Annotated in this window: 19 protein-coding genes; 5 read left to right on the top strand and 14 right to left on the bottom strand. The window is 62.8% G+C overall.

What is annotated here, in order from left to right:
* Positions 1-75: 75 nt before the first annotated feature.
* The 7 genes from NKJ72_RS02065 to NKJ72_RS02035 form a co-directional block, all read right to left on the bottom strand.
* Positions 76-714, bottom strand: a complete 639-nt coding sequence (locus NKJ72_RS02065; protein ID WP_352475619.1) for a BA14K family protein — start codon at positions 712-714, stop codon at positions 76-78.
* A gap of 168 nt (positions 715-882) precedes the next feature.
* Entirely contained in the window at positions 883-1,653 is a 771-nt protein-coding gene (locus NKJ72_RS02060) for an ABC transporter ATP-binding protein (RefSeq protein WP_352475618.1), read from the bottom strand.
* 23 nt (positions 1,654-1,676) lie between these two features.
* Positions 1,677-2,675, bottom strand: a complete 999-nt coding sequence (locus NKJ72_RS02055) for an ABC transporter substrate-binding protein (protein WP_352475617.1) — start codon at positions 2,673-2,675, stop codon at positions 1,677-1,679.
* A gap of 59 nt (positions 2,676-2,734) precedes the next feature.
* On the bottom strand, positions 2,735-3,583 hold the full coding sequence (locus NKJ72_RS02050; protein ID WP_352475616.1) for an ABC transporter permease: 849 nt from the start codon (positions 3,581-3,583) through the stop codon (positions 2,735-2,737).
* Positions 3,584-3,622: 39 nt separating this feature from the next.
* Complete coding sequence (locus tag NKJ72_RS02045; protein WP_352475615.1) at positions 3,623-4,987, bottom strand: LLM class flavin-dependent oxidoreductase; 1,365 nt, start codon at positions 4,985-4,987, stop codon at positions 3,623-3,625.
* 52 nt (positions 4,988-5,039) lie between these two features.
* On the bottom strand, positions 5,040-5,597 hold the full coding sequence (msuE, locus tag NKJ72_RS02040) for an FMN reductase (RefSeq protein WP_352475614.1): 558 nt from the start codon (positions 5,595-5,597) through the stop codon (positions 5,040-5,042).
* A 549-nt stretch (positions 5,598-6,146) separates the two neighbouring features.
* A complete protein-coding gene (locus tag NKJ72_RS02035) occupies positions 6,147-7,439 on the bottom strand; it encodes an Nramp family divalent metal transporter (protein WP_352475613.1) in 1,293 nt (430 codons plus the stop codon).
* A gap of 234 nt (positions 7,440-7,673) precedes the next feature.
* On the opposite strand from NKJ72_RS02035, the gene NKJ72_RS02030 reads away from it, so the two are divergent.
* Entirely contained in the window at positions 7,674-7,979 is a 306-nt protein-coding gene (locus NKJ72_RS02030) for a hypothetical protein (protein WP_023677305.1), read from the top strand.
* 112 nt (positions 7,980-8,091) lie between these two features.
* On the opposite strand, the gene NKJ72_RS02025 is transcribed toward NKJ72_RS02030, so the two are convergent.
* Positions 8,092-8,946: an aldo/keto reductase gene (locus tag NKJ72_RS02025; protein ID WP_352475612.1), complete on the bottom strand. Its 855-nt coding sequence runs from the start codon at positions 8,944-8,946 to the stop codon at positions 8,092-8,094.
* 229 nt (positions 8,947-9,175) lie between these two features.
* Here NKJ72_RS02025 and NKJ72_RS02020 point away from each other — a divergent pair, with 229 nt between their 5' ends.
* The 4 genes from NKJ72_RS02020 (at position 9,176) to NKJ72_RS02005 (ending at position 11,551) form a co-directional block, all read left to right on the top strand.
* On the top strand, positions 9,176-9,811 hold the full coding sequence (locus tag NKJ72_RS02020) for an ankyrin repeat domain-containing protein (RefSeq protein WP_352475611.1): 636 nt from the start codon (positions 9,176-9,178) through the stop codon (positions 9,809-9,811).
* A 143-nt stretch (positions 9,812-9,954) separates the two neighbouring features.
* Positions 9,955-10,344, top strand: coding sequence for an ArsR/SmtB family transcription factor (locus NKJ72_RS02015; RefSeq protein WP_352475610.1), 390 nt, complete (start codon positions 9,955-9,957; stop codon positions 10,342-10,344).
* The gene (locus NKJ72_RS02010; protein ID WP_352475609.1) at positions 10,341-10,874 is read left to right on the top strand and encodes an SRPBCC family protein; all 534 of its coding nucleotides are present in this window, start codon (positions 10,341-10,343) and stop codon (positions 10,872-10,874) included. Before NKJ72_RS02015 ends, NKJ72_RS02010 begins: the two co-directional genes overlap by 4 nt.
* A gap of 101 nt (positions 10,875-10,975) precedes the next feature.
* Complete coding sequence (locus NKJ72_RS02005; protein ID WP_352475608.1) at positions 10,976-11,551, top strand: dihydrofolate reductase family protein; 576 nt, start codon at positions 10,976-10,978, stop codon at positions 11,549-11,551.
* A 122-nt stretch (positions 11,552-11,673) separates the two neighbouring features.
* Here NKJ72_RS02005 and NKJ72_RS02000 read toward each other — a convergent pair whose 3' ends face one another.
* The 6 genes from NKJ72_RS02000 to NKJ72_RS01975 form a co-directional block, all read right to left on the bottom strand.
* Positions 11,674-12,474 carry a class I SAM-dependent methyltransferase gene (locus NKJ72_RS02000; protein WP_352475607.1) on the bottom strand — a complete coding sequence of 267 codons (801 nt, stop codon included), beginning with the start codon at positions 12,472-12,474 and terminating at the stop codon, positions 11,674-11,676.
* Between the two features lie 151 nt (positions 12,475-12,625).
* Positions 12,626-13,537 carry a DUF930 domain-containing protein gene (locus NKJ72_RS01995; protein ID WP_352475606.1) on the bottom strand — a complete coding sequence of 304 codons (912 nt, stop codon included), beginning with the start codon at positions 13,535-13,537 and terminating at the stop codon, positions 12,626-12,628.
* Positions 13,538-13,720: 183 nt separating this feature from the next.
* Entirely contained in the window at positions 13,721-14,470 is a 750-nt protein-coding gene (locus NKJ72_RS01990) for a glucose 1-dehydrogenase (protein ID WP_352475605.1), read from the bottom strand.
* A gap of 48 nt (positions 14,471-14,518) precedes the next feature.
* Positions 14,519-15,523 (bottom strand): sugar-binding protein, encoded by a 1,005-nt coding sequence (locus tag NKJ72_RS01985; RefSeq protein ID WP_254819720.1) that lies wholly within the window; start codon positions 15,521-15,523, stop codon positions 14,519-14,521.
* A gap of 53 nt (positions 15,524-15,576) precedes the next feature.
* Positions 15,577-16,638, bottom strand: coding sequence for an ABC transporter permease (locus NKJ72_RS01980; protein WP_254819719.1), 1,062 nt, complete (start codon positions 16,636-16,638; stop codon positions 15,577-15,579).
* A 55-nt stretch (positions 16,639-16,693) separates the two neighbouring features.
* Positions 16,694-17,434 carry an ATP-binding cassette domain-containing protein gene (locus NKJ72_RS01975; RefSeq protein ID WP_254819718.1) on the bottom strand — a complete coding sequence of 247 codons (741 nt, stop codon included), beginning with the start codon at positions 17,432-17,434 and terminating at the stop codon, positions 16,694-16,696.
* Positions 17,435-17,473: the final 39 nt, after the last annotated feature.

Here is a 17,473-nt window from a genome sequence, read left to right as displayed (position 1 = left end):
CCCGAATGATCCAAGAAATCTGCGTGATCGTTGGTCGCACAAGGCGCCATGCACTGCGGCCGCCAGCCGGCCTGCCTACTCGCACTGCCGACGCGGCCCGCCGGAATATGGCTGATAGCTGTTGTCCTCCGGCCGATATGAGCGGTAGCGGCTGAAGCAGTATTGCACGTGGTCGGATGAGAACTCGGCGGCGCCGGGTTCATCCGATGGGGCGTAGCCCTCCACCGACGACGTATCGCTCGCCTCGACGTAGCTGCCGTCATCGGTGATGTCGAGATAGGGCGAGATGCAGGGGCGCTGTTGGCCGCTGTAGGAGGTGTAGCGGTTGTCGTCCGGCCGGTAGGAGCGGTAGCGGCTGGCGCACCATTCGACATGAGCGGCGGGCAGCGCTTGCTGCTGCTCTTCCGCTGGTGGCTTGATGGAGCCGGTGACGGTGGCGTCGGCTGTCGAAGCTGCGGCGGTATCGGCGGGTCTCGCGGTGCGATCAACTTCCGAGGTGCGAACGGGAACCGGGCGGGCCGGGAGGCGCTCGAGGCGCTGCGAGGCCGAGTTTACCGGGCGCGGATCCTTGGCCCACAGTTCGGCGACGCTGGAGACCGGGGCGGCCGGCCGCACCGGCTTGGCTATCAATAGCCAGGTGGCGAAGGCGAGACCGCTGGCGAATACGGCGAGCGTCAGCACGAAGCCGCCAAAGATTGCGAACAAAGCTTTCATGCCGCGCTCCTGTGCCTCCCGGTTAAGGAAATGCCGAGGCGGGGAATCCGGTTCCAGGAAAGAGCGTAGTGCAGGGCACCCGAAGGAAAGCCCATCTCCGTCTCGGCTTCGCCTAGACACCTCTCCCCGCTTCGCGGGACGCGGAATCCAAGCCCTCTTAGGCGGCTTTCAGTGCAGCCCGAATTCGCGCAGCAGTTCTTCGCGGTAGCGTACGAAGCGGCTTTCGCTGCGCTCGCGCGGGCGGGGCAGGTCGATGTCGATCAGCCGCGCCGCGCCGCCTTTCTCCTTGGGCAGGATCAGCACCCTGTCGGCGAGGTAGATCGCTTCCTCGAGGTCGTGCGTCACCATCACCATGGTGACGTTCTCCTCGCTCCAGATGCGCGCCAGTTCCTCCTGCATGCCGATCTTGGTCATCGCGTCGAGCGCGCCTAGCGGCTCGTCAAGCAGCAGGATTTCGGGCTGCACGGTCAGGGCGCGGGCGATACCGACGCGCTGCGCCATGCCGCCCGACAGCTGCCTTGGAAACGCATCGCCGAATTCGGCGAGGCCGACGAGCGCTATATAGAAGCGCGCCCGTTCCTCGGCCTCAGCCTTCGGCACGCCGCGCACTTCGAGGCCGAAGGCGACGTTGCCGAGCACCGTCAGCCAGGGCAGCAGGCGCGGTTCCTGGAAAATCACCGCGCGCTCGGCGCCGACGCCGTGCACCGGCTTGCCGTCGATGGCGACGCCGCCGCTGTCGGCCGCCTCCAGTCCGGCCAGGATGCGCAGCAGCGTTGTCTTGCCCGATCCGCTGGCGCCGACGATGACCAGGCATTCACCCGAGCGGATGTCGAGATTGAGGGTCCTCAGCACGGCAAGCGAACGCCCGCCGATGCTGAACGATTTGGACAGGTCGCGTATGCTGACCTCACCGGCGCTTGTGCTGCTCATCGCGCTCATCTCCCAGCTGCCGGTTGGCCTTGTCAGTTGGTCTTGGTTTCGCCGGGCCGGTAGAGGATGTCCGCTGCCTTCAGCTTACCCTTTGGCAGGCGGCCGTCGCGTTCGAGCACGCTGACCCAGAAGTCGATGTCGCGGTCCGTCGCCTTGGCCCCCTGGCGCAGCCCGAAGCCGGTCCAGTAGCGCGCCAGCTCGCCGTTTTCGCCGCGCTTGTCGAGGATGTTTGCCAGCACCTTGCGCGCTTCGTCGGGGTTCTGCAGGGACCAGTCGGAGGCGCGCGCCGACTGCTCGACGAAATTGCGGGCAGCGTCCGGATGCGCGGCGATGAAGTCGCGCCTGAGCACGACGAAGCCGCCGGCCAGCTCGCCCAGCACGTCGGTGTCGTTGAACACGCCGCGCACGCCGCCATTGTCGACCAGCGCCCCGGCAAACGTCGCCTGCCAGTAGCCGAGCGCCGCGATGTCGACCTGGCGGGAGCGCAAGGTCTGCTCGAGCTGCGGTCCGGGTACGACAACGAGATTGGCGGCGTCCGGAGACAGGCCGACGCTGTGCAGCGCCTCGCGCACGGTGTAGTCGAGATGGGCGCCGAGCGTGTTGACTGCGATGGTCTTGCCGGCAATGTCGGCGATCGATTTGATCGGGCTGTCGTCCAGCACGTAGAAGACGCTGCGCACCTTGCTGTTGATGCCGTTGCTCGGATAGACGGCGACGAAGTCGTTGCCGCCGGAGATCGAATTGATCACGGCGGCGGTTGCGGCCGAGCCAATATCGACGCTGCCGGAGGCGAGCGCAAACAACGATTCCGGGCCGCCGCCGGAATAGCCGACATTCTCGATCTCGATACCGAGGCCTTTGAAATAGCCGAGCTCGCCGGCCAGCTCATGCGGAGAGATGCTGCCGCGGCTGGCGAGGGAGCGGAACTTGACGGGTGCGGCTTCGGCAAAAGCGAAGCGCGGCAGGCCGGCGGCGAGAAGGCCGGCGGCGAAGGGCGCGCCAGCAAGCAGGGAACGGCGGGAGACTTTCATGGTCCGGGTCTCTTTCCTGATTTGAGTTCTGGCCTGGTTGAGATTGATAAAGGCGGTGGTCAGTCGACGGCATTGCTCCAGCGGCAGAGCCGCCGCTGCAGGCTCACCAGTGCCTGGTTGGCGATCAGGCCGAGGCCGGCGAGGATGACGATTGCCGCAAACATCAGCGGTATCTGGAAGTTGTACTGCGCGTTCATCACCTGGAAGCCGATGCCCTTGTTGGCGCCGATCATTTCGGACGCGATCAACAACAGCAGCGCCGTGGTGGCGCTGAGCCTCAGCCCAACGAAGATCGACGGTACGGCGCCGGGCAGCACGACACGGCGGAAGACGGTGAGCTGCCTGGCGCCATAGACGCGCGCCATCTCCAGCAGTTTCGGATCGACCTGCTTGACGCCGCCGATGGTGTTGAGCAGCAGCGGAAACAGCGTCGCCCAGAAGATGACGAACACCTTGGAGGCTTCGCCGAGCCCCAGCAGCAGGATGAACACCGGATAGAGCGCCAGCGCCGAGGTCTGGCGGAAAACCTGCAGGATGGGATCTAGCGCGGTTTCGACCGCGCGCACCTGTCCCATGAACAGGCCAAGCGGAATGGCGACCAGCACGGCGGCCGCGAAGGCGAGACCGGCGCGCTGCAGGCTGATGGCGATGTCGCCGAGTAGAGTGCCGCCGGCCAGCCCCTTCCAAAGTGCCGCGACAATCATGTCGATCGGCGGCAGCACGGCCGTGTTGACCCAGCCGGCGCTGCTCGACACTTGCCACAGTGCGAGGAAAGCGATGAGGACGCCGTAGCGCGACAGGAAGCGAATTCCCGCCCGGCCGCCGAGGCGCAGGAAATCCGTGCCGAGGCTTGTCGTGCTGTCACGCGTGCCGAGGCTGGCGGCCTGTTCGATGTGCTGCAAAGTCATCGTCTTGCCTCTTGCTGGAAAGTATTGGGCTTCTCGGTATTATTCGGCGGCCAGCACGGCCGAGCGCGCGGCGGTCCACGGGTTTTCCGGCCGCCTGAGGCCGAGGTTCTCGCGCAGGGTCCTGCCTTCATAGGCGGTGCGGAACAGGCCGCGGCGCTGCAGTTCGGGGATCACCAGCTCGACGAAGTCGTCGAGCCCGCCGGGCAGCCAGGGCGGCAGGATGTTGAAGCCGTCGGCGGCTTCGTTGCCGAACCATTCCTCCAGCTGATCGACGACCTGCGTGGCGCTGCCGATGACGGTGTAATGGCCGCGGGCTGTCGCCACCCATTGATAGAGCTGGCGGATGGTGAAGTTGTGCTCGTCGGCAATCTGGCGGATCAGCGCCTGGCGGCTCTTCATGCCTTCGGTTTCCTTGCTTGGCGGCAGCGGGCCGTCGAGCGGATAGCCCCTGATGTCGAGCGTCTGGCCGGCCAGCCCGTTGAGCAGGGCGACGCCGTCTTCGGGCAGGATGAGATCGTTCAGCTGCTGGTATTTGGCGCGCGCTTCTTCTTCTGTGCGCCCGACGAAAGGTGCCACGCCCGGCATGATCAGCACCTGCTCGGGATCGCGGCCAACCGCTGCCACGCGGGCCTTGATGTCGCGATAGAATTCCTGCGCCGATGCCAGGTTCTGATGGGCGGTGAAGATGACTTCCGCCGAGTGAGCGGCGAGCTTGCGGCCGTCCTCCGATTGCCCCGCCTGCACCACGACCGGGTGCCCCTGCACCGGGCGGGGCACGTTGAGGGGACCCTTGACGCTGAAATGCGCGCCCTTGTGGTCGATGTCGTGGAGCCTGTCCTTGTCGTAGAAGCGCCCCGATTTCTTGTCGCGGATGAAGGCGTCGTCCTCCCAGCTGTCCCACAGCGCCTTGACCGTCTCGACGTGCTCATGCGCGCGGGCATAGCGCTCGGCGTGGGCAGGCTGCGTATCGCGATTGAAGTTGCGCGCGGTTTCGTCGCCGGCCGAGGTCACGACATTCCAGCCAGCGCGGCCATTCGACAGATGATCGAGCGAGGCAAATTTGCGGGCGAGCGTGTAGGGCTCCTCGTAGGTGGTCGAGGCGGTGGCGATGAAGCCGAGATGCGTGGTGAGCGGCGCCAGCGCTGCAAACAGCGTGACCGGCTCGAAGCCGGCGATCTTGGCGTTGCCGCCTTCGCGGGCGCCGAGGCCGACCGTCAGATTGTCGGCAAGGAAATAGGCGTCGAACAGGCCGCGCTCGGCGGTCAGGGCAAGCTGCTTGTGGAACTCGAAATTGGTGGCGCCGTCGGCCGGTGCGTCGGGATGGCGCCAGGCGGCGATATGCTGTCCGCCGCCGGGAAGGAAAGCGCCAAGTTTGATTTGCCTGGATTTGGTGGATCTGGTCATCGCGGCGTGCTCCTGGGTGGATCGGGGGGTGAATCTCGGGTCAGCGGTGCGTTCAGGCGGCAAGGCCGACGCCGTAGGGCACCCCGGTCACCCGGCATGCCTCGGCAACCGCTTGCCGGGCGCGGGCGTGGATGGCTTCCGACACCAGCACGCCATTGGCAAAATCCTTGTCGGAGGCGTAGATCGCGGTCGGCACGGTCAGCGCCTCGAAGAAGCCGAACAATGGCCGCAGCTGGTGCTCGACGATCAGCGAATGGCGCTCGCCGCCGCCGGTCGCGGCAAGGATGACCGGCTTGCCCCTCAGCGATGACGGGTCGAGCAGGTCGAAGAAGTGCTTGAAAAGCCCGGTATAGCTGCCTTTGAAGGTCGGCGAGCCGGCCACCAGGATGTCGGCGCCCAGGAGCCGTTCGACGATGTTGCGCGCCGCCGGGTCGAGGTCGCCGAGGCGCCTTGCCTGCGGCAGGGACGCGCCGAGATCCTCGATGTCGAAGACGGCGGAGGCCGCACTGATGCTTTCGGCGGCCTGCCCGACAATGTGGCTGATGAACGCCTTGGTCTTCGATGGCCGGGTCAAATTGCCCGACAGCCCCACCACGAGCTTTTTCGACATTCCTGGCTCCCTGTCCAAATGATCTATGTTAAGTCTAGAGAGTTTGTAGAATTAAAAGAGCGAGAAAATTTCAAAGGTAGCGCATTGAGCGAACGGAGTTTGCGGAACACCGGCCGTAGTTGGTTCATTCAATGCGGCGTACTGCGCCGGCGCAGGCGCATCGACCAGCGGCGCAAACGCCTGCCAGGACCTTGTCCTCGGGCTGCGGTGAATCAAGCCAATTTGATTCAAATCCGGCTGTGGATATTTGCTTTTGGGTAAATCGAGGCGGTCATCTTGCCGGCCGGCGGGCAACAGGGAGAAGCCGATGACAAGCGACTTTGCCGCCGCACACCTCCATCTTGAACGAGCCAGCCATTATTTGAGCGGCGAGGACGAGACGAGCCGCACGGCTCGTGCGGCTGTGGATCTTTTGATCGATGCAATTGTCGCAGTGCAATACAAACGGCCGATGGGCGACGTAGTGGAATTTCCAGGACCGGCAAAGCTGGGACAATCCGCAAGCGGGACGGGTTAACTCAACTGGCGGCGTCCTTTTGTCCTGCCTGATCACATGAACCAGGTTGCCACCAGGCCGATCGTCGCCGAGAAGATGGCGGCGGTCGTTGCCCAACCGAGTATGTTGGTGCTGCGGCTGTTCACCTGGTCGCCCATGATCCTGCGGCTGTTCGTCATCAGCATGATGAGCAGCAGCAAGGGCGGCGTCGAGAAGCCCTGAACTATGCCGGACCAGACCAGCGCCTTCATCGGATTGAAGCCGAGGAAGTTGAGGCCGGCGGCGATCGCCGTAAAAAATCCGATGGCGAGATAAAATTTGGGCGCCTCTCGAGCCCGGGCGTGCAGGCTGTTTTTCCAGCCGATGGCTTGTGCCACGTCATAGGCAGCGCCGGTAGTCATGACAGGAACCGCTAGGAAACCGACGCCGATCACGCCTGCGGCGAACAGGACGCTTGCGGCCTGGCCGGCTAGCGGGCGCAGCGCCTCCGCCGCTTGCGCAGCCGTGTCGATATCGTGGTGGCCCGTCTTGTAGAGCGTAGCACCCGTCGACAGGATGATGAAATACATGATGAGATTTGAAAACATCATGCCGATGAGGATGTCCCGGCGAGAGCGACGGAGTTCGCTGTCGGTAGCGCCCTTCCTTTGCCTGAGCGTCGTTCGCCCCTGGGCAATCTCCTCCTCGACCTCCTCATTGGACTGCCACGTGTAGAGATAGGCGGACAGCGTCGTGCCGATGATGGCGACCAGGATCGACAGGAACTCACGGTTGAATTCGATCCGCGGAAGCAGCGTTCCGCGCAGTACGGCCGCGGCGTCCGGCTTGGCCAGAAGGGCGGCACCGACATAGGCGAGCAGCGCCAACGCCAGCCACCGAAAGATGTTGCGGATCAAAGTATAGGAGCCAAAGACCTGGAGGGCGAAGATAATGGCGGCGACGAACAGCACGATCAGCGGGATGGGAAGTGGCACGAACATGTTGATCGCGGCCGCCATTCCACCAAGATCCGCCGCTGCCTCGATGGTGTTGCCGACGAGCACACCCAACAGCACCGACCAGAGCAGCCACCGCGGATAGAAGTCCTTGATGACGTGGAACAATCCGCGCCCGGATACCTGGCCAAGCTTCGACGACAGGTAGACGACCACATACATCATCGGCAACGTCACCGGAGCCGTCCAAAGCAGGTCGGGTCCGAAGCGGGCGCCGGCGCTGGCATAGGTGCCTATCGCAGAACAATCATCGTCGGCCGCCCCGGTTATCAGGCCGAGGCCGAGCGCTCGGCCTATGCCGCCTTCGCCCTCCTTCCGTGGGTGGGAATGGTCAGAACCGGCCTGCCTCATTGCGACCGGACCGGGTTGCGAACGAAAGACGCGGCCTGCCATGCAACAATGGTAAGGATCGGTCGGGGCGCTGGTCTCATTTTGCTTCCTTCAACAACTTGCCCAAACCCGGCGTGCCATGACTTGTTCCGCGACGACGGGGCAGGGTTTTGCCTCAGGCAAAAAAGTTCGGGTTGACCGCTTCCGAGCGCGAAGCGACTATCCGTTCGAGGCGAAGATCGCAGGAGGAATGCAATGGACGAGCCCGGTCAGTGGCGCCACATGTCGAGCGCGCCAAGGGACGGCAGCAGAATCCTTGTCACGGTTCGGCCGTCCGAACAGGGTCCGGCCGAGGTCGACATGGCTTACTGGGCCCGCGCCGACCAGTTCGGCAGCGAAGGCTGGCGCGCTTCCGATTCGTCGCCAGGACGCATCGTCGAATATGCCGAACCCGAACTGAAGTGCTGGATGCCGCTGCCGTCGGCCAATCTCAGCAAGGGATCGATGCCGAGCCCCTGGGAGGGCGAAGATGTGCCGCTGGTGGATGGCTCCGGGATATGAGCTAGCGGGAAGGGTAGTTTTGATCGCTGGCGGACAGCACCCCCTCTGGCCTGCCGGCCATCTCCCCCTCAAGGGGCCCTCAAGGGGGAGATCGGCAGCTTCACTGTCGGCCTCAGAACAGGAATGCAGCGGTAGCGGGGTTCGGGCCGGTGCGGCCGTCGGGCGAATCCACGCCCCGAATGAGCTCGAGGTCCTTCGCTTCCAGCTCGAAATCGAAGACATCGAAATTGGCGGCGATGCGGTCCTGGTGGATCGACTTTGGAATGACGATCAGCCCTTCCTGAAGATGCCACCTGACGATCGTCTGCGCCACCGACTTGCCGTGTTTCCTGGCGATGCTTTCAAGCGTCGGATCGCTCAACAGCCGGCCGCTGCCCAGCGGACTCCAGCTCTCGAGGCGGATGTTGTGCCTGTCGTGGAATTCACGTTTGTCACGCTGCTGGAAGCGGGGGTGGAGCTCGATCTGGTTGACGGTCGGCGTGACGCCGGTCTCGCCGATGATTCGTTCGAGATGGTCCTGGTTGAAGTTCGAAACGCCGATCGACTTGATGCGGCCCGATTGCCTGAGTTCGATCAGCGTCTTCCAGGCCTCGACATATCTGTCCTGGCTGGGTACCGGCCAATGGATCAGGAACAGGTCGATGTGCTCGATGCCGAGCTTGCTCATCGTCCCGTCGAAGGCGCGCAAGGCGGCGTCGCGCTGATGCGCGCCGTTGCGCAGTTTCGAGGTGATGAACAACTCGCTTCTCGGCACGCCGGCCGAGCGGATCGCCTGCCCGACACCTTCCTCGTTCTGATAGCCTTCGGCGGTGTCGATCAGTCTGTAGCCGGCCTCGATTCCCCAGCGCACCACCTTGGCGGTGATGGCTGGATCGACCTGCCACACGCCGAGGCCGATTTGCGGAATGGCGGAGCCGTCGTTCAATCTGATCTGTTCAGGTCTATTCAGGGTAATCTGTTCAGCCATGTTCACGTCCTTCTGCATCATTCCGCCCGGCGCACGCTCTATCTAGTCTGGATGGCCGCCAAAGCCAGTCGATATCATGAGAATGTGAGGAGACGGACGTGAAGCGCTGATCTTCCGCTTCGGGCCGACAGCTCTCTGTGACCCACGGAGTCCAGGGAACTCCATTCAGGACGATCCCGCTGTCGCGGATTCTGTGGTATTCTGTGGACTATCCGAGGAGGCGACTGCGTTGACCAACAGCTTGGAAGCCGAAGGAGCAAGAGACTGGTCGCCCCTGCTGGTCGCGGCAGAACAAGGCGATGCGGATGCGGTTCGATCGGAATTGGCGGCTGGCGCCGACATCAATCAGTCGGACGACGGCGGCTGGTCTGCACTTCACCTTTCAGCCCTCAATGACCGCACAGCGGTAGTCGAGGTGCTGATCGAAGACCCGGAAATCGATGTGAATGCCAGAAACAAGTGGAAGAGCACGCCCTTGAGCCTTGCGTCGGCCAAGGGACATTACTCGTGTATCTCAGGCCTCGTGAGACACCCCCAAATAGAGATCAACGCGCGAGCTGACTACTACGGCAGAACGGCTCTTATCGAGGCGGCGAAGAACGGGCATCTCGAAGTCGTCAAGTTGCTCGTGGAGAATGGCGCGGAAGTAAATCTGACCGACAAGACGGGGAGAAACAACGCGCTCATCGAGGCTATCAAAGGGCGGCACTACGAGATCGCGGAATACCTGCTGGATTCTGGGAAAGTGAGCTTTATCAACAAAGAAATAAGGCTAAACGCCCTGATCTGGGCTGGCAGCTGCCACAACCCTCAGCTTATCGAAAAGCTGGAAGCCGCGATCCACAGTTTCTTCAACGGCAAATAAGGGCCTCGCCCTTACTGTCGCGGGCCGTCCGTATCTCCCGTCACGTCGATGCGCTCGATGGCGCAAACCGCCCTGCGGCGCTTCACATAATTCATTCAACCAAACGGTTGACTATCTCAAAGCGTGCGTCTATATTCAACTATATGGTTGAATTACAAACACCTCAGATGGATGCGGTCTTTCACGCCCTTGGCGACGCCACGCGCCGGCACATGCTTCGCGATCTCGCCGCTGGCGAGAAAACGGTAAGCCAGCTGGCGGAGCCCTTCGCGATGTCGCTCGCGGCCGCCTCCAAGCACATCAAGACGCTGGAGAACGCAGGGCTTATTCGTCGAGAGGTGAGGGGCCGCACGCATCTGTGCCGACTAGCCCCCGGACCGCTGGCCAGCGCCCATCAGTGGCTCAGCTTCTACGAGCGCTTCTGGACAGGTCGTCTCGACGTCCTCGAACGCCTTCTTCGCGAAGAGGACGCACGCAAAGCCCAGGATGAGCCCAGGAAATCGCCCAATCCGAAAGAAGGAGACGAGCAATGAACCAGATGAGAAGCATCGACGCCTATGGCGCGCTAAGCGAGCCCGCCACGTTCACCATCCAGCGCCTTTTGCCCGGACCCATCGAGCGCGTCTGGGCTTATCTCACCGAGAGTGACCTGCGCCGGCAGTGGATGGCAGCGGGGCAGATGGAAATGAAGGCGGGCAGTTCGTTCGAATTGGTCTGGCGTAACGACGAGCTGACGGACCCGCCTGGCCAGCGCCCCGCGAGCTTTCCCGAAGAGCATCGGATGGAGGGCCGGATCACCGAACTCGATCCGCCGCGCAAGCTTTCCATCACCTGGGGAAATACCGGCGGCGTCTCCTTCTTGCTGGAGGCGAAGGGTAGCGATGTGCTGCTCACCGTCGTCCATCGCCGCCTGCCGGAACGTGCAATCCAGCTCAACATCACGGCCGGCTGGCACATACACCTCGACCTGCTGGCCGCCCGCCTGGCTGGCAAGACGCCGACCTCGTTCTGGGACGGCTGGAGCCGCCTGCGGGAAGAATACGACCGCCGCCTGCCGGCCTGATGTAATTCGCGGCGTCCATCCCTGAGGTCGCCGCCAGCAACACGAAGCAACGATGAAGCGATGAAACGTGCTTGCATCCCGCAAGCCTGATGGAGGAAATCATGCGCAAGTTGATCGCTGGAATGAAAATTTCCGTCGACGGCAAGATGGAGGGGCCCGAGGGGTATGCCGATTGGGTCGACGCGTGGTCTGACGAATATGGCCTGACGCCGCAAATCGACGCCTGCCTGCTTGGCAGCGTCATGTATGCAGGCTACGAGCGCTACTGGAGCGCCATCCAGAACGAGCCCGACAAGCCGCTGCCGATGACCGGCAAATTGCCGAAGCCGGCCGAGCTCGAATGGGCCCGCTTCGCCGCGCAGACCCCGCATTATGTGCTGTCGAACACAATGACTTCGGCCGCCTGGCCAAAGACGCGCTTCGTGCGGAATTTCGAGGATATCGCTGCGCTGAAACAGCAGCCCGGCAAAGACATCTACCTTATGGGCGGCGCCCAAATTACCGCGAGCCTTATCGATGCCGGGCTGGTCGATGAGCTCAGGCTGATCGTCTATCCGCTGCTCGCCGGTGAAGGAAAGGCGCTGTTTGGGACGGCGAAAAATCGTCGTGGGCTCGAACTGCGCAAACTGGAGCAGCTTTCGGACGGCCGCGTCGGGCTGGTCTATGGGATGGGCTAATGCAACCACCCTTGGCGGATTTAGCAGCGCCGAAGCGCAGGCCGTCCCGTCAACAACGGGACAAGCCGGCGCGAGGAGAGCGATGCTTCCTATGCGAAGAATGCGTCCCGGCTGCCGGCCGGTCAGGCAACGATGCCGCGGCAGGCCCACGCGACGTTCGCAAAGGATCTCGGGCCGTCGGGCCGGCCGGCCTCGTAGGCGTCGCGCATGGCGGCGTCGACGCGCGCCCGCTCTTCTGGATCGAGCGTGGCCACATACTTGCCGAGCGGCCCTTCGCCGGCGGCTATCGGCGCCCAGTAATCGTCGAAGTTTTGATAGTCCATGCGGATCATCAGCTCGGTCTCCGTAACGTCGCGGAGACCCCGCTCGACAAAGGTCCGTTTCATTTCACCCGGCTGCATCATCGGCTGCGTGCAATAGCGGGCGCGCAGCTGGCGTCCGCCTTCGCTGAGCACCGCCACCGTGTCGATCATCATGCGCATCCCCGGCATGCCGCCGAGATGGTCCCATACCGTCGCCGCGACCACGCCGCCCGGCCGCACGACGCGGCGCATCTCGGCGACTGCCTTGCCGGCTTCGGGCACGAAATGGAGCACGAGCAGGGCCAGGGCACGGTCGAAGGCGCCGTCCTCAAAGGGCAGGGCGCAGGCATCCGCCTGACGGATTTTTATCCGCGGATCGGAGTTGCGCCGGATTGCCTCCTCGACAAAAACGGCTGAAAAGTCGATCGCGGCGACCTCACGGAGGTCAGCGGCCTTGACGAGCGCGAAGGTCAGGCTGCCGGTGCCGCAACCGACGTCGAGGATCTTTTCGCCGTCTTTAAGGCCCGCAAAGTCGATGAACAGCGGCGCGAGCCTTTGGCTCCAGCGGCCCATGAGCTGCTCATAGCCGGCAGCATGGTGAACATTGAAACTTGAAGTCATCGAAGCCTCCTCCCAAAGCCGTATGCTAGACTTCGGCCGCCACTGACGAAAGCCATTTTTGGCGCGTGTTGGTTCGGTCACCCGGGCCGCGCGAAGACATCGCCAGCCGGATTGATGGCGCCGGACAGCCAGCCTCCGTGGCCTTGACCACCTAATTGGCGGGCAACCCGCGGCGCTTCCATTCACTGCGCGGCACCGGATTTCCAACACGGAAGGCGAACGACACGACTTTCGTTGCGTCCGGATCGACCTCACAACGAAAGCTCAGATCGTACCACTGCCCGTTTGCGGGGAACGGCGCACTGGCGACGTTCATGACCGTGCCGGCCTTCAGCCGATACTCAAGCAAGCTGTCTGGGAAATAGGGGGGCGACGCGTGCACCAATTGCTGTGCGAGTTCCGTGTTGCAGAGCTGACCGATCCGCACGGGGCGCGGCACATTTTTCATGGCGGTTGTCGCTACCGGATCACCGGTTGCCGTTTGCGAGAACAATGTTTTCGCTTTTTCAAGCTTCAACGGCTTTTGCACTTTGGCGACATCCGCTGGCTTGGGCTTCGGCGGCTGTGATGCGCCAGGCGGCGGAGCCTGGTCGTTCCCGTCGACCGCAGTCACGGCAGGTGGCTGTGCAAGATCCTGGTTATTGGGATCTTGCGGCGCTGGCGGTTGTTGCGAACCATCCTCCGCACTGTTGCCGTCCAGAGACTTGCGCGGACCGGCGTCCTTCTCACCGAATTGGAAGACAGGTCTCTGCGCGGCGACCTCACGGCTTGCCGGGGTCTCGACCTTTGCTTCCGGCGGCTTTTCCGGCTTGGGCGGTTCAGCGGGGGACGGAGGTTTGGTTTTTTCCGGCGGTTTGGGCGGCGGCACGATATCCACCGCAATGGCCGGCTCCTTCCCTGGCTGCGAGAGCGTTGCCGGCAGTCCGAACAACAAAAACGCGACGATGAGCAGATGCAGGGCAATCGAAGTGGGCAAGGCCCACCCGAATACCCGGCGCTGATCCCGTATGTCGTTTCTCATCGTGGCCGGTGTGTGGAATGAAATATTGGCGGCATCAAGCATCGATGCCGCCAGACGTCGAAATAACCCGTTGCGAATCGAAAGTCGGCGGCTGCAATACGGCGCGCCATCCAATCGTGTGGCGTCTGCGTCCGCGCAGGGGACCGGGCCAGCAGCGCATGCAGCAAGTCGTCATTTCAGGCGGCTAGCAGGCACGCCCTGTCGGCACGGTGTCGCCGGTTGAAATCACAGGGAAACCGATAGCCCGCCGTCAACGGCCAGCACGTGCCCGTTGACGTAAGCGGCAGCGTCGGAGGCGAGAAACACCACCGCTCCGCCGAGTTCCTCAGGCTGGGCCCAGCGGCCCGCGGGGGTTCGTGCCTCGACCCATTTGGTGAAGGCCTCGTCGTGCATAAGTGCGGTGTTGAGCTCGGTGGCGAAATAGCCTGGGGCGATCGCGTTGACGGTGATGCCGTGGCGGCCCAGCTCAGCGGCAGTGGAGCGTGTCAGCCCGTGCAGCCCCGCCTTTGCCGCCACATAGGCGTGAATGGTGGGACGGCCAAGGATCGCTGCGACCGATCCGGTGTTTATTATGCGCCCGAACTTGTTTGGCAGCATCAGGCGCACCGCGTCGCGCATCATGCGGAAGCAAGCCGACAGATTGACGGCAACCACGTGGTCGAAATCCTCGTCCTGCCATTCGACTAGCGGTTTACGATGCTGGATGCCGGCGTTGTTGACCAGAATGTCGAGGCGGCCGTGGCGTTCGACGATTCCTTCGAGCGACGCCCTTGAGATCGCCGCGTCGGTGACATCGAACGGCAGGGCTTCTGCACCGATCCTGTCCGCCGCGGCGGAAAGGGCGGCCACGTCGCGGGCGTTGACGACCACCGTCGCGCCGTTTTCCGCAAGTGCCTTGGCCATGGCAAAACCAAGACCACGCGAGGCACCCGTGACCAATGCGACACGGCCCTTGAGCGAGAACAATTCCGGCATTGAGATCCCCTATGGAAAAGGGCGGGAGTTTCCTCCCGCCCAAAAGCACTATTTGGCGACGCAGGTGTCGGCTGTCTCCGGAGTGCAGACATCGAGGCCCGTGTAGGTCGGGTCGGCCGGCGGAGCCTTGCCGTCCTTCATGTCCTTCAGCGCCATCATCGTCTTGTAGCCCATCTCGAACGGCCGCTGGCCGACTTGGCCAAGCGAGAAACCTTCCTTCATCTGGTCGATCTGTACCGGAAGCGTGTCGGCGACGACAAGGGCCAGGGCCTTCGAGGCGATCTTGTCCTTGTACGGTGCGACGGCGGCGCGGTTGGCATCAGGGATGAACTGCGGGAAGCCACCGGTTGGGACAAACGCGTCGAGGTTCGGGTTTTTCGCCATGATATCCTCGAACTGTTGCACCGAAAGCGGGAAATCATCGTTGGTGTAGAGCGGACAGCCTTCAATTTCGGTCCAGCCGTTCTGGCCGGTCAGCCGATCTCCGGGCGAGGCCGCCGATTTGGTGCCCGAAAGCGTATCGCGAATGCCCTGCATGCGCTCGTTGTGGTTGGCCGCTGCGGCGCCGCCGGACTGGATACAGATCGTGCCGCCTTTGGGCTTGATCTGCATGACAAGCTTGGCGAGGTTCACGCCGATCTCGTAATTGTGGGTGCCGATGTAGGCAACGCGCAGATCCTTGTTTTCGGGCAGGAGATCGGAGTCCCAGGTGAGTACCGGGATACCGGCCTCCTTGGCGGCCTGCAGCGCAACCGCCATCGCCGCGGCGTTCGAAGGCGACACGGCGATGCCGTCCACCTTCTTGGCCACGAGGTCCTGCACGATCTGCACCTGCTCGTCGCCGCCGCCATGTTCGCCGGGACCGATATACATGCACTCCACAGCGCCATTGGATTCGGCCTCGGCCTTCTTGCAGCCGTCGCGTGCCTGGTCGAAGAAAGGATTGTTCATGTTCTTCGGCACCAGGGCGAAGGTGTATTTCGCCTGGGCGCCGGAAACGGCGAGCACCATTGCGCCAAGCGCGACGGCGGCCGTCAGCAGATGTTTTTTCATGTGACGTTCTCCTCCTTGGTGTGATGTCCCGCAAGCCTCCCGCCGGCGGGTTTCTAGCGGCGTTTTTTGGGCATCAAGACTGCCAGCGACGCGGCGAGAATCGATTTGCCGCCGGTTTGCATGCCCAAGAGAACCGCAAGAACGATGAAGGCGCCGACGAAGGCACCCTGCCAGTTTGAATCGATGCCGGCCATCAGCAGCGCGTTCCTGATCACCTCGAGGAAGGCGGAACCGATGATCGCACCGAAGGCCGTGCCGGCGCCGCCCATGAGGCTGGCGCCGCCAATGACTGTCGCGGCGATAACGCGCAGCTCATAGCCTTGGCCCATGGCATTGATAGCCGAGCCGTTATAGCCGAGGAGCAGGAGCGAGGCGAGCGCGGCGGTGAAAGCCGAGAAGACATAGGCCTGGAATTTGATCCAGTTGACCGGAACGCCGGTGAGCCGTGCCGCCTCCTCATTGCCGCCGATGGCGAAGAGATGCCGGGCCCAGGCAGTGAAGTTAAACACGAAGCCGACAATCAGGGCCAGGATCACCATGGTCCAGAATTGTGACGACAGTTCTGGTATCCAATGCGGTGCCCAGTCGTCCAGACCATGCCGCGGCCATTTCCACTGACCGATTGCCTTTACGATCGGGGCATCGGGCCCGAACTGGTAGAGCATCTGGTTGGCCGAGAATACGACCGCCAGCGAGCGCGCGACGGACAGCATGCCGAGGGTGACCACAAAGGACGGCATCCCGACATAGGCGACAAAGAATCCATTGACCGCGCCACAGGCCAGACCGGAGAAAAGGCCCATGGCGAAGGCGACGTACCAGGGATAGTGCCAGGTGAGGAACAGGCCGGCGACGATGACCACGAGACCCATAACGGAGCCGACCGACAGATCTATACCGCCGGTGATGATGACGATCGTCATGCCAAGTGCCATGATGCCGAAAGGTGCGAAATTGCGCGTCACGTTGGCGACGTTTTCAGAGGTGCCGAAGCTCGGCTCCATCGCAGTCATCAACATGACGAGCGCGATGAGCGCGATCGTCACCCAGAAGGGCTGACTTGAAATCACACGTTGGAGAACTGTTTTTTCCTTGGTCGGAACGAAATCCGACATGACCGGCCGGCCATGTTCTTCGACTGAGCCCTGAACGCCAACTGACTCCTGAACACTATTCGCCACGGATGGCCCCCGTTATCAGTCCAGTGATTTCCTCGGGCGATGTTTTGTCGGCTGGCTTGTCGGCAACTTTCGAGCCCCGCCTGAGGACGATAATACGATCTGCCACGGCGAACACATCAGGCATTCGGTGACTGATCAGCATGACGCCGACTCCTTGTGCTTTGAGGCGTCGGATCAGTTCGAGTACTTCCGCCACCTGGCGCACTGAGATGGCGGCCGTTGGTTCGTCCATCAGCACCAGCTTGGCATTTGAAAGCCGGGTCCGCGCGATGGCGACCGCCTGGCGCTGCCCACCCGACATCTTTCTGACGAGGTCGCGCGGCCGGGTTTCCGATTTGAGTTCCTTGAACAGCGCAGCCGAGCGATCGATCATCGCCTGCTTGTCAAGAATCCTGATCGGCCAGAAGCCTTTCTTGATCTCGCGCCCCAGAAAGACGTTCTGCGCGGCCGTCAAGTTATCGGCGAGCGCCAGGTCCTGATAAACAACTTCGATCCCTTTGGCGCGGGCCTGCACAGGCTGGTGGAAGTGGCACACCTCGCCCTCGACTACAATTTCGCCGTCGCTCGGAGGAAAATTCCCGGCCACCGTCTTGACTATCGTCGACTTGCCGGCGCCGTTATCCCCCATGAGACCAACGACTTCGCCTCGCTCCACCTGGAAGCTGACGTCGGTCAGGGCCTGGATAGCCCCGAAATTCTTGGAGACGTGGCGAACCTCAAGCACCGGCATCGCGGTCCTCCGGGACAACATTTTGTCGGTCTTGTCCCC

The organism is Mesorhizobium sp. M0045, assembly GCF_040323385.1.
Taxonomy (GTDB): domain Bacteria; phylum Pseudomonadota; class Alphaproteobacteria; order Rhizobiales; family Rhizobiaceae; genus Mesorhizobium.
This window is presented reverse-complemented; position numbering and strand designations above follow the sequence as displayed.

Bases quoted from the DNA above. Each gene is read 5' to 3' on its own strand.
- NKJ72_RS02065 (WP_352475619.1), bottom strand. From the start codon at position 714: ATGAAAGCTTTGTTCGCAATCTTTGGCGGCTTCGTGCTGACGCTCGCC.
- NKJ72_RS02060 (WP_352475618.1), bottom strand. From the start codon at position 1,653: ATGAGCGCGATGAGCAGCACAAGCGCCGGTGAGGTCAGCATACGCGAC.
- NKJ72_RS02055 (WP_352475617.1), bottom strand. From the start codon at position 2,675: ATGAAAGTCTCCCGCCGTTCCCTGCTTGCTGGCGCGCCCTTCGCCGCC.
- NKJ72_RS02050 (WP_352475616.1), bottom strand. From the start codon at position 3,583: ATGACTTTGCAGCACATCGAACAGGCCGCCAGCCTCGGCACGCGTGAC.
- NKJ72_RS02045 (WP_352475615.1), bottom strand. From the start codon at position 4,987: ATGACCAGATCCACCAAATCCAGGCAAATCAAACTTGGCGCTTTCCTT.
- msuE (WP_352475614.1), bottom strand. From the start codon at position 5,597: ATGTCGAAAAAGCTCGTGGTGGGGCTGTCGGGCAATTTGACCCGGCCA.
- NKJ72_RS02035 (WP_352475613.1), bottom strand. From the start codon at position 7,439: ATGAGGCAGGCCGGTTCTGACCATTCCCACCCACGGAAGGAGGGCGAA.
- NKJ72_RS02030 (WP_023677305.1), top strand. From the start codon at position 7,674: ATGGACGAGCCCGGTCAGTGGCGCCACATGTCGAGCGCGCCAAGGGAC.
- NKJ72_RS02025 (WP_352475612.1), bottom strand. From the start codon at position 8,946: ATGGCTGAACAGATTACCCTGAATAGACCTGAACAGATCAGATTGAAC.
- NKJ72_RS02015 (WP_352475610.1), top strand. From the start codon at position 9,955: ATGGTTGAATTACAAACACCTCAGATGGATGCGGTCTTTCACGCCCTT.
- NKJ72_RS02010 (WP_352475609.1), top strand. From the start codon at position 10,341: ATGAACCAGATGAGAAGCATCGACGCCTATGGCGCGCTAAGCGAGCCC.
- NKJ72_RS02005 (WP_352475608.1), top strand. From the start codon at position 10,976: ATGCGCAAGTTGATCGCTGGAATGAAAATTTCCGTCGACGGCAAGATG.
- NKJ72_RS02000 (WP_352475607.1), bottom strand. From the start codon at position 12,474: ATGACTTCAAGTTTCAATGTTCACCATGCTGCCGGCTATGAGCAGCTC.
- NKJ72_RS01995 (WP_352475606.1), bottom strand. From the start codon at position 13,537: ATGCTTGATGCCGCCAATATTTCATTCCACACACCGGCCACGATGAGA.
- NKJ72_RS01990 (WP_352475605.1), bottom strand. From the start codon at position 14,470: ATGCCGGAATTGTTCTCGCTCAAGGGCCGTGTCGCATTGGTCACGGGT.
- NKJ72_RS01985 (WP_254819720.1), bottom strand. From the start codon at position 15,523: ATGAAAAAACATCTGCTGACGGCCGCCGTCGCGCTTGGCGCAATGGTG.
- NKJ72_RS01980 (WP_254819719.1), bottom strand. From the start codon at position 16,638: ATGTCGGATTTCGTTCCGACCAAGGAAAAAACAGTTCTCCAACGTGTG.
- NKJ72_RS01975 (WP_254819718.1), bottom strand. From the start codon at position 17,434: ATGCCGGTGCTTGAGGTTCGCCACGTCTCCAAGAATTTCGGGGCTATC.